The sequence below is a fragment of the uncultured Reyranella sp. genome (assembly GCF_945957355.1).
Taxonomy (GTDB): Bacteria; Pseudomonadota; Alphaproteobacteria; order Reyranellales; family Reyranellaceae; genus Reyranella.
This window is the reverse complement of sequence record NZ_CAMFKM010000004.1, coordinates 101,542-114,361: the sequence shown is the minus strand read 5'-3', so window position 1 is coordinate 114,361 and position 12,820 is coordinate 101,542. Positions and strand designations below refer to the sequence as shown.

The 12,820-nt window shown below is 65.6% G+C and carries 12 protein-coding genes; 6 read left to right on the top strand and 6 right to left on the bottom strand.

Annotated features, from left to right (window positions below; genetic code table 11):
* The first annotated feature begins 53 nt into the window (after positions 1-53).
* Positions 54-1,160, top strand: coding sequence for an LLM class flavin-dependent oxidoreductase (locus tag Q0Q48_RS08380; protein WP_295136552.1), 1,107 nt, complete (start codon positions 54-56; stop codon positions 1,158-1,160).
* A 24-nt stretch (positions 1,161-1,184) separates the two neighbouring features.
* On the opposite strand, the gene Q0Q48_RS08375 is transcribed toward Q0Q48_RS08380, so the two are convergent.
* Both Q0Q48_RS08375 and Q0Q48_RS08370 read right to left on the bottom strand, forming a co-directional pair.
* Positions 1,185-1,922, bottom strand: a complete 738-nt coding sequence (locus Q0Q48_RS08375) for a tellurite resistance TerB family protein (protein ID WP_295136550.1) — start codon at positions 1,920-1,922, stop codon at positions 1,185-1,187.
* Positions 1,923-1,987: 65 nt separating this feature from the next.
* Positions 1,988-3,214: an MFS transporter gene (locus Q0Q48_RS08370; protein ID WP_295136549.1), complete on the bottom strand. Its 1,227-nt coding sequence runs from the start codon at positions 3,212-3,214 to the stop codon at positions 1,988-1,990.
* A gap of 71 nt (positions 3,215-3,285) precedes the next feature.
* Here Q0Q48_RS08370 and Q0Q48_RS08365 point away from each other — a divergent pair, with 71 nt between their 5' ends.
* Genes Q0Q48_RS08365 through Q0Q48_RS08355 form a run of 3 tightly spaced genes read left to right on the top strand, consistent with a single transcriptional unit; the run spans position 3,286 to position 6,339 of the window.
* A complete protein-coding gene (locus Q0Q48_RS08365; protein WP_295136547.1) occupies positions 3,286-4,311 on the top strand; it encodes a patatin-like phospholipase family protein in 1,026 nt (341 codons plus the stop codon).
* Between the two features lie 32 nt (positions 4,312-4,343).
* Positions 4,344-5,429 (top strand): linear amide C-N hydrolase, encoded by a 1,086-nt coding sequence (locus tag Q0Q48_RS08360; protein ID WP_295136545.1) that lies wholly within the window; start codon positions 4,344-4,346, stop codon positions 5,427-5,429.
* 4 nt (positions 5,430-5,433) lie between these two features.
* The gene (locus Q0Q48_RS08355; RefSeq protein WP_295136543.1) at positions 5,434-6,339 is read left to right on the top strand and encodes an ROK family protein; all 906 of its coding nucleotides are present in this window, start codon (positions 5,434-5,436) and stop codon (positions 6,337-6,339) included.
* Positions 6,340-6,358: 19 nt separating this feature from the next.
* Here Q0Q48_RS08355 and Q0Q48_RS08350 read toward each other — a convergent pair whose 3' ends face one another.
* Together Q0Q48_RS08350 and Q0Q48_RS08345 are read right to left on the bottom strand one after the other, a co-directional pair.
* Positions 6,359-7,162, bottom strand: a complete 804-nt coding sequence (locus Q0Q48_RS08350; RefSeq protein ID WP_295136541.1) for a DUF1849 family protein — start codon at positions 7,160-7,162, stop codon at positions 6,359-6,361.
* Positions 7,156-7,962 carry a DUF1849 family protein gene (locus Q0Q48_RS08345; RefSeq protein WP_295136539.1) on the bottom strand — a complete coding sequence of 269 codons (807 nt, stop codon included), beginning with the start codon at positions 7,960-7,962 and terminating at the stop codon, positions 7,156-7,158. Before Q0Q48_RS08345 ends, Q0Q48_RS08350 begins: the two co-directional genes overlap by 7 nt.
* A gap of 172 nt (positions 7,963-8,134) precedes the next feature.
* On the opposite strand from Q0Q48_RS08345, the gene Q0Q48_RS08340 reads away from it, so the two are divergent.
* On the top strand, positions 8,135-9,112 hold the full coding sequence (locus Q0Q48_RS08340) for a D-glycerate dehydrogenase (protein ID WP_295136537.1): 978 nt from the start codon (positions 8,135-8,137) through the stop codon (positions 9,110-9,112).
* On the opposite strand, the gene Q0Q48_RS08335 is transcribed toward Q0Q48_RS08340, so the two are convergent.
* Both Q0Q48_RS08335 and aspS read right to left on the bottom strand, forming a co-directional pair.
* Positions 9,072-9,620 (bottom strand): hypothetical protein, encoded by a 549-nt coding sequence (locus Q0Q48_RS08335; protein ID WP_295136535.1) that lies wholly within the window; start codon positions 9,618-9,620, stop codon positions 9,072-9,074. The two genes, Q0Q48_RS08340 and Q0Q48_RS08335, sit on opposite strands and share 41 nt — an antisense overlap.
* Positions 9,621-9,702: 82 nt before the next feature.
* The gene (gene aspS / locus Q0Q48_RS08330) at positions 9,703-11,508 is read right to left on the bottom strand and encodes an aspartate--tRNA ligase (protein ID WP_295136533.1); all 1,806 of its coding nucleotides are present in this window, start codon (positions 11,506-11,508) and stop codon (positions 9,703-9,705) included.
* 125 nt (positions 11,509-11,633) lie between these two features.
* Here aspS and rnd point away from each other — a divergent pair, with 125 nt between their 5' ends.
* A complete protein-coding gene (gene rnd, locus Q0Q48_RS08325; RefSeq protein WP_295136531.1) occupies positions 11,634-12,791 on the top strand; it encodes a ribonuclease D in 1,158 nt (385 codons plus the stop codon).
* Positions 12,792-12,820 lie beyond the last annotated feature (29 nt).

The window sequence follows — 12,820 nt, the reverse complement described above, 5'->3', positions numbered from 1 at the left end:
CGCCTTGCCCGCAATGGTAGTGGACTTGGAGACAACGAAAACAGGAGGAAACGATGCAATTCGGCTATTTCACCATGCCCTCGCATCCGCCCGAGCGGTCCCTGAAGGACGGGCACGAATGGGATCTCCAGGTGATCCGATGGCTCGACGAACTCGGCTTCACCGAGGCCTGGATCGGCGAGCATCACACCGCACCGTGGGAGCCCCACCCCTCGCCCGACCTGCTGGTGGCGCAGGCGCTCATGCAGACCAAGAACATTCGCCTCGGCCCCGGCGGCTTCCTCTTGCCGTACCATCACCCGGCCGAACTCGCGAACAGGGTCGCCATGCTCGACCACATTTCGGGTGGGCGGTTGAACTTCGGCATTGCCGCATCTGGCCTGCCGAGCGATTGGGCGATGTTCAACGTCGACGGCATGTCGGGCACCAACCGCGAGATGACGCGGGAGGCCCTCGACATCATCCTCAAGCTCTGGTCCTCGACCGAACCCTTCGACTACAAGGGCAAGTACTGGCACGTGACGAAGCCGGACACGATGTTCGGGTTCCTGAAGCCGCACATCAAGCCGCTACAGGCACCGCATCCGCCGATCGGCGTCGCCGGCCTCTCCAAGGGCTCCGACACGCTGAAGCTCGCGGGCGAGAAGGGCTACATTCCGATGAGCCTCAACCTCAACCCGGCCTATGTGAAGAGCCACTGGGAATCGGTGGAAACAGGCGCCGCGAAGTCGGGTCGCACCCCCGACCGCAATCAGTGGCGGCTGGTGCGCGAGGTCTTCGTGGCGGACACAGACGAAGAGGCGATGCGCCTCTCCGTCGGCTCACACATGGGCCGCATGATGCGGGAGTACTTCCTGCCCCTGCTCTCCCAGTTCGGCTTCTTCGAATACCTGAAGCACGACGCCGGCGCGGCGGACTCTGACGTGACGCCAGAGTATTGCGCGAAGCACAACTGGATCGTCGGCTCTCCGAAGACGGTCGTCGAGAAGATCGAGAAGATCTACGACGAGGTGGGCGGCTTCGGCCAGCTCCTGGTCTTCGGCTTCGACTATGTCGAGAATCCGAAAGCCTGGCGCCACTCGCTCGAACTTCTGTCGAAGGAAGTGATGCCCAAGGTGCAGCACCTCAAGCCGAAGATGACGAGACTGGCGGCAGAATAACTCCGCCGCCCGCCGTCCCTTCCGTCAGGCCGCGACCGGCACGCTCTTGCCGGTCGCCGAGGCGACGCTGCCGTGGAGATGCGCCACCAGGGCGTCATCGAGCCTGAGGCGCGCGGCCAGCATCGCGAGGTAGCCGCGCTCGGCGGCATTGTCGACGTCGATGGCCAGCAGCGAGGCCGTGTAGATTTCGGCAGCCTCTTCCGGCGTCGCCGCTGCACCAGCGACGGCATCGACATCGAGCTTGGCTCGAAGCTCGTCCATCACGAAGGCCTTGTCGTCGGCCCCGAGTGGCAGCTTGTCCATCTCCGCGAAGATGCGCGCCTGCTCCTGTGCGTCGACGTGACCGTCGGCCTTGGCGGCCGCGATCATGGCGCGCAGCAGATGACGCGCCAGCGTCTGCTGACCGGCCTCGGTCGAGGGATTGAAGGGGGTTCCGCTGGGCGCCGGCAGCATAGGTACCGGAGCCGGAGCCTGGGGCGCCTGCGAGACCGGCGCCGCCTGCTTGCCGGCCTGCCAATCGTTGTAGGCCTTGTAGGCGAGCGCTCCGACCGCAGCCATGCCGCCGAGCTTCAGCGCCTCACCGCCGATCTTGCGACCGGTCTTGCTCCCCATCAGCAGTGCCGCCAGGCCGCCCGCGAGCACGCCGCCGCCGGCTCCGCTGAGGAAGCCGCCCATGCCGCCCTGACTGCCGGTCGGGCCGACACCCTGGCCGCCGCCTTGACCACCCACGAACTGCTCCAGCAAACGCTTCGCATCAAACATGGCGCCTCGCCTTATTGGTTACCTTGCGAGGTCAGATGATGTGCAATTATGGCAAAATCCGGAGTTCAGGCTCGTTTCGAAAGAAATGCCGCCGCCGCGAATCCCAAGGCAGCGACCAGCATGATGCCCGCCAATCCCCATAGCACCGGCGTGTAGCCGCCAAACGCCCCCCACGCGAGCGACGCCAGCACCGGCCCGGCGGCACGCATGACGTTGGTCGGCATCGTGAGGGCCCCCGAGACGACGCCATACCCTTCGGACCCGATGAATTCCGGCACGGCCATGCCCCGCAGGATGGTCACGAGACCGTTGGCCACGCCGTAGACGACCGCAAACAGGATCAGCGGATAGACGTCCGTGATGCCGGTCGCCAGGAAGCCCATCGCCAGTGGAAAGGCAAAGTAGATCAGTGCGCCCAACTGGATGGTCGTGATGTGCCGCTGGCCAACCATCAGCAGAACCCGCCCAACCACCTGCATGGGGCCGATCAGGGCAATGATCGCCATGACCACGCCGGTTGGTACGCCACGATCGTCGAGCAACGGGATGAGATGAAAGCTCATCGCCGAGAAAGCGAGCCCGTAGCCCGCGAAGGCGATGACGAGCCCCCAGAAAGCCGGCACGCGGATGGCGGCGGCGAGCGGGCTCCGCTTTGCCGCGCCCTCGGCGGGTGGCCGGGATGCGGCGATGGGCACGGGCTTCACGTCCGGACCGGGCACGAACAGCCAGTGCATCAGCGCGACACCCAGGACGATGACCGCCAGGACGTCGAGCGTGGGCCGCCAGCCGATCCGCTCGACCAGGAACTGCGTGAAGGGAATGCCGAAGGTGCTGGCGAGGCCGCCGAGGAAGGTCATCAGCAGGATCGCCTGCTTGTAGCGCGGGCCATAGACCCGGGTGATCACCGCGAAGGCCGGTTCATAGAGCGTCACGGCCTGGCACGCCCCCAGTCCGATCCACATCGCGTAGAACAACGGCAGCGACTCGATCCTCGACCACAGGAACAGCAGCGCGGCGGCGAGCAGCGACCCGCCGGTCATCAGCAGGCGCCCGTGGCCGCGATCGATCCAGGCGCCGACGGTGATGGAACAGAGGCCGGCGGTGAGCAGCCCCGCCGAGAGGGCGCCGAACATCGCGCTGCGCGACCAGCCAAGCTCCTCGCTCATCGGCACGACGAACAGCGGGAATGTGTAGTAGACGATGCCCCAGGTCACGAGCTGGCCCAGCGAGAGCATCCACAGGATGGACGACGGGCGCTTTCGCCAGGGTTCCTCTGCCCGCTCATTCGCCATAATGCTGCCGGCTCCGCACGCTCTTTACAGAACGATGACCCTAACGCCGCATCAGCCGCGAGGATAGACGCATGACCGACACCAAGCGCATCAACCTCGCTCTGCAAGGCGGCGGCAGCCACGGCGCCTACACATGGGGCGTCCTCGACGCCCTGATAGAGGACGGAAGGCTCGAGATCGAAGCCGTCAGTGGCACCAGCGCCGGCGCGATGAATGCTGCGATCATGCTGCAAGGCTGGGCCAAGGGCGGCCCGGCCGGTGCGCGTGCTGCACTCGCCGCCTTCTGGAGCGAGCTCGGACAGATGTCGATCGCCAGCCCGATCCGGCGGACGCCGCTCGACCGGTTGCAGGGCAATTGGAACCTGGACGATTCACCCGGCGCCCTGTGGGCCGACCTGATCCAGCGCACGCTCACGCCATGGCAGCGCAATCCGCTCAAGTTCGATCCGCTGCGCGACCTCCTCACCCGCCACTTCGACCAGGAAGCTGTCCGCGCCTGCCATCACATCAAGGCCTTCATTGCCGCGACCAACGTGGCGACCGGCAAGGTACGCATTTTCACGCGCGAGGAACTGTCGATCGACGCGCTGCTGGCATCGGCGTGCCTCCCCAGCATCCACGAAGCCGTGGTGATCGACGGCGAACCGTATTGGGATGGCGGCTTCCGCGGCAATCCGCCGATCTGGCCCTTCATCTACAATAGCGAGAGCACCGACGTGGTGATGATCGAGGTCGATCCCCCGCACCGCGAGGGCGTGCCGACTTCCAATGCCGAGATCGCCGACCGGCTGAACGAGATCACCTTCGGCGGCGCGCTCATGGCCGAGATGCGCGCGATCGCCTTCGTGCAGGAACTGATCGACAAGGGCGCGGTCACCGGTGCGTTCGGCGATCGCCTGAAGAAGCTGCTGATCCACTCGATCACCGATGCCCCGACCTTGGCGCCACTCGGAGCGGTCAGCAAGTTCAACATCGAGCCGGAATTCCTCGACCATCTGTTCAAGGCCGGCCGCGCCTCCGCAACCGCCTGGCTGGCTTCGACGTTCGACAAGATCGGCGTGGAGAACAGCATCGACATACGCGCTCGCTTCCTGTGAGATCGATCCCGGGGAAACTAGGAAAACAACGAATGAAGCGACTTCTCTCCGGTATCTCGGCACTCGCCCTGGTCACGGCATCCCTCGCGACGCCTGCTCAGGCCTGCACGCGGACCCTCTACGTCGGTGACGGCAATCTCGTCCTGACGGGCCGTAACATGGATTGGCGAGAGGACATGGCATCGAACCTCTGGGTTCTGCCCGCCGGCATGAAGCGCAATGGCGCCGCCGGCCCCCAATCGGCCGAATGGACCTCGAAGTATGGGAGCGTCGTGGTTTCGGGCTACGAGGCCGGAAGCACGGACGGCATGAACGAGAAGGGTCTCGTCGCCAACCTCCTCTATCTCGCCGAATCGCAGTATCCCAAGCCGGTTCAGGGCAAGCCCTACATCTCGCTGTCGACGTGGCTGCAGTATGCGCTCGATAAATTCGCGACGGTTGCCGAGGCCGTCGAGGCATTGCGCAACGAGCCGTTCAACGTGCTGGCTCCGACGCTGCCGAATGGAGCGCCGTCGACCCTGCACCTTTCCCTCTCGGATGCGACGGGCGATTCGGCGATCCTCGAGTATGTGAACGGCAAGCTCGTGATCCATCACGGCAAGCAATATGTCGTGATGACCAACTCGCCGATCTACAGCGAGCAGCTTGCCCTGAACACTTACTGGGAGGGGATCGGAGGCCTTACATTTCTCCCCGGCACCAATCGCGCCGCCGACAGGTTCGCCCGCGCCTCCTTTCTGCTCGGGGCGATCCCGAGAGCGAAGGACAAGAACTACATCAAGGGGGTACCCGAGCAGTCCTTCACGTTTCAGGCGGTGGCCAGTGTCATGAGTGTGATGCGGGCCGTCAGCGTACCGCTCGGCATCACCACACCGGATCAACCGAACATCTCGTCGACGATCTGGCGCACGGTCTCGGACCAGAAGAACCTCGTCTACTATTTCGACTCCGCGACCCGGCCGAATACATTCTGGGTGTCCTTCGACAGGATCGACCTGAAGCCCGGCGCGCCGGTGAAGAAGCTCACAATCCAGGGCGGCGAAGTCTTCTCGGGCGAGGCATCGGACAATTTCAAGCCGGCCGAGCCCTTCAGATTCCTTCCGGTAACCTCGCAGTAACAGCATGCGCATTGGCATCGATCTCGGCGGCACAAAAATCGAGGGGTTGGTTCTCGGCGATGACGGCGCCGAACGCGCGCGACTGCGCGTCCCGACCCCGCAGGACAGCTACGAGGCCACGGTCGAGGCCGTGGCGGGTGTGGTGCGCGAACTCGAGACACGCGTGGGCGTGCGCTGCCGGGTCGGCATAGGACATCCCGGCGCCCTCTCACCCGCGACGGGCCTCGTCAAGAACGCCAACTCCACACGACTGAACGGCCGGCCGCTCGACGTCGACCTGAAGCAGGCGCTGGGCCGCGATGACGTTCGCCTGTCCAATGACGCCAACTGCTTTGCCGTCTCCGAGGCGGCCGACGGCGCGGGCGCCGGCGCCCCGATCGTTTTCGGCGTGATCCTCGGCACAGGCGTGGGCGGCGGCATCGTCATCGACGGCAAGCCGTTGGTCGGGGCCCAGGCGATCGCAGGCGAATGGGGCCACAACGCCCTTCCCCTGCCCCGTGACGACGAACGACCTGGCCCGCAATGCTATTGCGGCCGCAAGGGTTGCGTAGAATCCTGGCTGAGCGGGCCTGCGTTCCAGGGCCAGTATGCCAGCGCGGCCGGACATGAGCTGCGGGCCACGGACATAGCGGACGCCGCGGCCACGGGCGAGAAGGTCGCGATGGAGTGCTTCGCCCGCTACTGCGACCGCCTTGCCCGCTCGCTCGCGAACGTCGTCAATCTCCTCGATCCGCACGTCATCGTGCTGGGCGGCGGCCTTTCGAAGATCCCGCAGCTCTACGAGCGCGTTCCCCAATTGTGGAAGGACTACATCTTCTCCGAACGCGACAGCATCGCCACGCAGCTACGCCCGCCCCAACACGGCGACTCGAGCGGCGTCCGCGGCGCCGCGTGGTTGTGGCCTGTCTAGATTGAAGTGAGCCCTTGCCTTACTTGCATTCAGGCTTCGGCAACGCTTCCAGGCGAGTGATGCGGTATTCGATGCCGCCGTCGCCCTGCTCGTGGGTGCCGTAGAGTTCGACGCCGTTATCGAGGGTGACGCTGCTCATCTCGAAGGCCGGTTCGCCCTGCCCCTTCGCTTCGCCGTCGAAGAAGCCGGCGCGGTAGTAGATGCGCGTCCGGCCGTCGACCAGTTCTTCCGCACCCTCCGGGATCTTCACGTCGGCCAGCCGCCTCGGAACCTTGCCGATCACCGCATTGACCCGCTGCGGCGGCTTCACCTTATCGCCAAAGAAGAACAGCGCATCGAGTCCGTTCTCGCCGGCCTTGGCGGCGCGAATCGTGGCACGGGCGATGGCGACCGGGAACAGCGTCCCGGCCGGCAGGCTCACCGTCTGGTTCTCGGGGTCGGTAAAGCGCGCCTGGCCGGTCCCGTCGTCGGAGATGATCGCCTCGCCCTTGATCAGGCTGGTCTGCTTGCCACCGGCCACGGACCGGTGCTCGAAGGTGAGCTTCCGGCCGTCCTTGCTCTCGGTCATCTGGGTCTGTTGTTCGCTCACAACCGCCGAGCGCTGTCCGGCGGCTTCAAGGCGCAGCCGCTGGTAGATGACGTAGCCGTCGCAGGTCTGCTTCAGCTCGTAGGCGTAGGTCCCGGGCGTATTGCCGGTCGGCTTGCCATTCTCAATGGCGCCGACCTCGTACACGGCGCGATGAGGCGCCATCTCCTGCGCCATCGCCGGCGCCGCGAGGACGACCAGGCCGGCAACAGGCACGAGCAGGCGGCGTTTCAGCATCTGGGCCTCGGCAGGGCTTGGAGTTGAACGAGACGAGCATCCACGGCGAACTCGCCGTAGTCGAGAAGCATGGAACGGGCGATGCCGTTGCCGAGCAAGTCGAGGGCCAATTCGTACTCTGGAGGGGCGCCTTGGTCACCAGAAGCGAAGAAGGCGAAGCGCACCCCCCATGCGGGTTGGTTGCGCAGGAGGGCGACGTCGCCGCGGACCACCGGCGCTCCAGCCTGACGCGGCGGCCTGCCGATCACCGCGTTCACCCGGAACGCGCCATCGAGACGGGCGCCGTCAAACACGAGGTAAGACGCCGACTTGTCGCCGTCGCGGGCGTGACGAAGAACCAGTGCGAGGTGCGTGGTCGGAAATAGCGTCCCGGCGGGAAGCTCGAAGCTCCGGGCCTCCGGCAATGAGAAGCTCGCCCGCCCCTTGGCGCCGGGCGCCTCAAGATCGGCATGGCCCCGCAGTTCCTCCTCGACCTCATCGTCCTGGATGTTGCGCACGCTGAAACGCAGGGAGAGGCCGTCCTTCGTTTCGTAGCTGGTAAAGCTCGAATCGGTGGAGAACTCGTCACCATCGTTGCGCAGGAACGTGAGCTTGATGCGCTGCTTGACCTCCCAGCCTTCACAGGCCTCGACGGTCTCCAGCACCATGCGGCCGCCGACTTCGACGATGCCACTGTTGGGCCGCGCCACGGACAGCTTCATGTCGTAGGTCGCACGATGCGGGACCAGCGGTGAATCCGGCTGCTGCTGCTGGGCGTCAGCGCCCTTTATCCACAGGCCCAGCAACACGAGAACGCCCACGGCGGCGAGAACGACCGCTGTTTGGACGCGAGGACGGCGAAAACTATACGTGGTCAACTGACGAGGGCTTGAGAGGCTAGGCCTTGTAGCCGGGCTGCCAAGCGTAATATCCATGCGCGCGGAATACCAGAATGATTGCCTGCGTCAGGGCTACACAGGGAGGTTTTTTTCGATGAGCAACGGCAAGCCCAGGGTTCTCGCGACCCGACACTTCCCGCCGGCCGTCGAGGCCCGCCTGGCGACAAATTTCGACGCGCTCCTCAACCCCGAGGATCGTCTCTACGACGGCCCTGCCCTGGCCAAGGCATCGGCCGGTTTCGATGGCATCATGTGCGCCGCGGGCGACGCCCTGAACGCCGCCACCATCGCCGCCCTGCCCGCCTCGGTACGCATGATCGCCACCTTCTCGGTCGGCTACGAGCATGTCGACGTCGCCGCCGCGGCCAGGCGCAACATCGTCGTGAGCAATACGCCCGACGTGCTGACCGACGCGACCGCCGATATCACCATGCTCTGCCTGCTGGGCGCCGCTCGGCGGGCTCATGAGGGGGCAACCATGCTGCGGACCCACAACTGGGTCGGCTGGACCCCGACGCAGCTCATGGGCACCCACGTCACCGGCAAGAGACTCGGTATTCTCGGGATGGGGCGTATCGGCCAGGCGACGGCCGACCGCGCGCGCGCCTTCCGCATGCAGATTCACTACTCAAACCGCAGCCGCCTGGCGCCCGACCTCGAGAAGGGCGCGGTGTTCCACGCCAATCCCGACGACATGCTGCCTCATTGCGACTTCCTCTCGATCAACGCGCCAATGACGCCCGCGACCGCCAAGTGGGTGAATGCCGAGCGCATCGCCAGGCTTCCCAAGGGCGCCATCGTGGTGAACACGGCCCGCGGCGGGGTGGTGGACGACGAGGCCCTGATCGCCGCCCTGAAGAGCGGCCACCTTGCTTCGGCCGGTCTCGACGTGTTCGACGGCGAGCCGCGTATTCACCAGGGTTACTACGAGCTCGAGAACGCGTTCCTGTTGCCGCACATGGGGTCGGCCACGGTCGAGACCCGCAACGCGATGGGCTTCAAGGCGCTCGACAATCTCGAGGCCTTCCTGCTCAGGGGGCAGACGCCGCCGGACCTCGTAAAGGCTTCTTAGCCGAGCGCTGCGCCGTTTTCGCCTTCTTGGTCTTCGCTGGGGCCGAGGCCGCCCTGGTTGTCGACGCGGGCTCGGCGGCAGGTTCGACATTGGCCGACATCGGCCCTTCCACGGCCGGCGGTGGAGCCGGCGGGGTCTGGTAGACGGAAGAATCCCAACTCACGGCCGGCGCATTGGCAGCCGGACGCAGGGGGGCCGAATACTCGACACCGCTCTCCGAGACGGTCCGTTGAGGCTCCGTATAGTCGGTATTGTAGGGGTCCTTGCCGTCGACACGCGCCGTGCAGATCTGCCGCCCCTTGAAGATGCGCCAGATCGCACAATCCTGCTTCGTGACGACCGAATAGACATGATCGGTCGAGGTCTTGTCCGAAGCAGCCAGCATGCCGCCATCGGCCGCGTAACTCGCCGCCGAAACGGCAACGGGCACGCCACAGGCGCTCGTCAGGAGCGCCTGCCCCGCCACCAGCGGCAGGACTATGAAGGAAGAGAGCTTAAATGAGCTCATAATCTTCTTTATAAAAAGACTATAACTCATTGATCGTACTGGACATTCCATGTCCAGTCAATTTGCACTCCCCCTACTACACCTAGTCCTTTTTGGCCGGCGGCAGGCGCAACCCGATGTGCAGTTCCCGCAGCTTCTCGGGCGGCACCTCGGCGGGCGCATCCATCATCAGGTCGACCGCCGACTGGTTCATCGGGAAGGTGATGATCTCACGGATGTTCGGTTCGTCGGCGAGAAGCATGACGATGCGGTCGACGCCGGGAGCGGCCCCTCCGTGCGGCGGCGCGCCGAACTTGAAGGCGTTCAGCATGCCGCCGAAGCGCGCTTCGACCTCTTCCTTGCTGTAGCCCGCAATCCCGAACGCCTTGTACATGATCTCCGGCTTGTGGTTCCGGATCGCGCCGGAGCACAGTTCGATGCCGTTGCAGACGATGTCGTACTGCCACGCCTTGATGGTCAGCGGGTCCTGAGTCTCGAGCGCCTCGAGCCCGCCCTGAGGCATCGAGAACGGGTTGTGGCTGAAGTCGATCTTCTTCAGCTTGTCGTCGTACTCGAACATCGGGAAGTCGACGACCCAGCACAGCGCGAACTGGTCCTGGTCGATGACGCCCAGCTCCTGGCCGATCTTGGTCCGCGCCTGACCGGCGAACTTCCAGGCGGTGTCGGCCGTGTCGGCTACGAAGAACACCGAATCGCCGTCCTCGGCGCCGGTCAGCTCCTTGAGCTTCGCCAGCCGCTCGTCGGCCACAAACTTGGCGATCGGGCCCTTCCCGGCGCCGTTCTCCAGCGTGATGTAACCCAGGCCCGGCTTGCCCTCGCCCTGTGCCCAGCTGTTCAGCTTGTCGAAGAAGCTGCGCGGCTGGCTGGCGGCCTCGGGCGCCCGGATGGCGCGCACCACGCCGCCCTTGGCGACGATTCCGGCGAAGACCTTGAAGTCGGATCCGGCGAACACCTCGCCCACCTCGAAGATGCGCAGCGGGTTGCGTAGGTCAGGCTTGTCGGTGCCGAACGACAGGAGTGCCTCGGCGAAGGGAATGCGCGGGAACGGAAAGGGCGAAACCTTGCGGGGGGTCTCGCGGTTGAACGACGCGAATTCCTGGAAAACGCCGCCCAGCACGGGTTCGATGGCCTCGAACACGTCTTCCTGGGTGACGAAGCTCATCTCGAAATCGAGCTGGTAGAATTCGCCAGGCGAACGGTCGGCGCGCGCATCCTCGTCGCGGAAGCAGGGCGCGATCTGGAAGTAGCGGTCGAAGCCCGACACCATCAGGAGCTGCTTGAACATCTGCGGCGCCTGCGGAAGCGCGTAGAACTTGCCGGGATGGAGCCGGCTCGGCACCAGGTAGGAGCGCGCGCCCTCGGGACTGTCGGCGGTCAGGATCGGCGTCTGAAACTCGGTGAAGCCCTGATCGATCATGCGCCGGCGCAGGCTGGCGATCACCTGGCTGCGCAGGATGATGTTCTTGTGCAGCTTCTCCTTGCGCAGGTCGAGGAAGCGGTACTTGAGCCGCAGCTCCTCCGGTGTCGTGTCGTTCTCCTGGTAGACCGGAATCGGCAGCGGATCGGCCATCGACTGGACGACCATCTCGGCGGCATCCAGCTCAACCGCGCCGGTCGCCAGCCTGGGGTTCACGGTCGAGGCCTCGCGGGCCACCACCTTGCCGGTCACCGTGATGACGCTCTCGTTGCGCACGGCCTCCGCAGTCTTGAAGACCGGGCTCGACACGTCCACCACCACCTGGGTCACGCCATAGTGGTCGCGCAGGTCGATGAACAGCAGATTGCCGTGGTCGCGCTTGCGCTGCACCCAGCCTGAAAGACGGGCCTGCTGGCCGACATGCTCGGGCCGCAACTGGCCGCACGTGTGGGTTCGGTAGACTGAAGACATGACGTATTTTCCGGGTTTGGAGGCCCGGCAAGAGGCACCGAAAGCCGAGGCAAGTCAAGGGAATGGCCGCTTTCCGTTCACGGGAACTTTGCCGGAGCCGCCGCGGGGTCTATAGATCGTCCCCAATGAAGCTCATCACCACGACCGACGAGTTGGCGGCGTTCTGCAAGCCCCTCGCCGACACCGAGTTTATTGCCGTCGACACCGAGTTCATGCGTGAGCGGACCTACTGGCCCAAGCTCTGCCTGGCCCAGGTCGCCGGCCCCGACGACGCGGCCGCGATCGACACGCTGGCCGAGGGTATCGACCTCGCCCCGCTGGACGAGCTGATGCTCAACCCCAAGGTCCTCAAGGTCTTCCACGCGGCCCGGCAGGACCTCGAAATCTTCTACCTGCGCCTCCAGAAGGTGCCGGGGCCTCTCTTCGATACCCAGGTCGCTGCCATGGTCTGCGGCCACGGCGAGGCCGCCTCCTACGAGTCTCTCGCCACGCGCCTGGCCAAGGCCAAGATCGACAAGTCGAGCCGGTTCACCGACTGGAGCCGCCGGCCGCTCAGCGAGCGCCAGATCACCTACGCACTCTCCGACGTCACCCATTTGCGGGTGGTCTACGAGAAGCTGAAGAAGCAGCTCGACAAGACCGGGCGTTTCTCCTGGATCGCCGAGGAAATGGCCATCCTGAGCGATCCCGCGATCTACCGAGCCGATCCGGAACAGGCCTGGCGCCGGATGCGGCCGCGGGGCGCTTCCCCGCGGGTGATGGCGATCCTCAAGGAGGCCGCCGCCTGGCGCGAACGCACGGCGCAACGCATCGACATTCCCCGCCAGCGCCTCCTGCGGGACGAGCAGCTGCTGGAAATCTCGGCCCATGCACCGAAGTCGATCGAGGAACTCGCCGCCACGCGCGGGCTCGGCCGCGGCTTCGCCGAAGGCTGGCAGGGTCGCGAGCTGATGGAAGCCATCGAGCGTGCCCGGGCCCTGCCGGAGTCGGAGCTGCCGGTCCGTGACAAGACCCCCGAGCAGATCCGCGCGCCCGGCGCGATCGTCGACCTGCTGCGGACCCTGCTGCGGCTCAAGGCCGAGCAGGCCGGAGTCGCGGGCCGCCTGGTCGCCAGCGCCGACGAACTCGACCGGCTCGCCGCGGGCAAGCGCGACATCGCGGCCCTGAAGGGCTGGCGGCACGAAGTGTTCGGCGCCGACGCCGTCGACCTGATCGAAGGCCGGCTCGCACTGGCGCTGGACGGCGACCAGCCTCGGCTCATCCAGCTTCCGCCGAGTTCCTGAAGTCCATCGGCGCGCGCCACTCCCGCCGC

What these genes read in the sequence shown, in the direction of transcription:
- Q0Q48_RS08380 (WP_295136552.1), top strand. Translation starts at nt 54, where the DNA reads ATGCAATTCGGCTATTTCACCATGCCCTCGCATCCGCCCGAGCGGTCC.
- Q0Q48_RS08370 (WP_295136549.1), bottom strand. Translation starts at nt 3,214, where the DNA reads ATGGCGAATGAGCGGGCAGAGGAACCCTGGCGAAAGCGCCCGTCGTCC.
- Q0Q48_RS08375 (WP_295136550.1), bottom strand. Translation starts at nt 1,922, where the DNA reads ATGTTTGATGCGAAGCGTTTGCTGGAGCAGTTCGTGGGTGGTCAAGGC.
- aspS (WP_295136533.1), bottom strand. Translation starts at nt 11,508, where the DNA reads ATGTCTTCAGTCTACCGAACCCACACGTGCGGCCAGTTGCGGCCCGAG.
- Q0Q48_RS08340 (WP_295136537.1), top strand. Translation starts at nt 8,135, where the DNA reads ATGAGCAACGGCAAGCCCAGGGTTCTCGCGACCCGACACTTCCCGCCG.
- Q0Q48_RS08360 (WP_295136545.1), top strand. Translation starts at nt 4,344, where the DNA reads ATGAAGCGACTTCTCTCCGGTATCTCGGCACTCGCCCTGGTCACGGCA.
- Q0Q48_RS08335 (WP_295136535.1), bottom strand. Translation starts at nt 9,620, where the DNA reads ATGAGCTCATTTAAGCTCTCTTCCTTCATAGTCCTGCCGCTGGTGGCG.
- Q0Q48_RS08355 (WP_295136543.1), top strand. Translation starts at nt 5,434, where the DNA reads ATGCGCATTGGCATCGATCTCGGCGGCACAAAAATCGAGGGGTTGGTT.
- Q0Q48_RS08365 (WP_295136547.1), top strand. Translation starts at nt 3,286, where the DNA reads ATGACCGACACCAAGCGCATCAACCTCGCTCTGCAAGGCGGCGGCAGC.
- rnd (WP_295136531.1), top strand. Translation starts at nt 11,634, where the DNA reads ATGAAGCTCATCACCACGACCGACGAGTTGGCGGCGTTCTGCAAGCCC.
- Q0Q48_RS08350 (WP_295136541.1), bottom strand. Translation starts at nt 7,162, where the DNA reads ATGCTGAAACGCCGCCTGCTCGTGCCTGTTGCCGGCCTGGTCGTCCTC.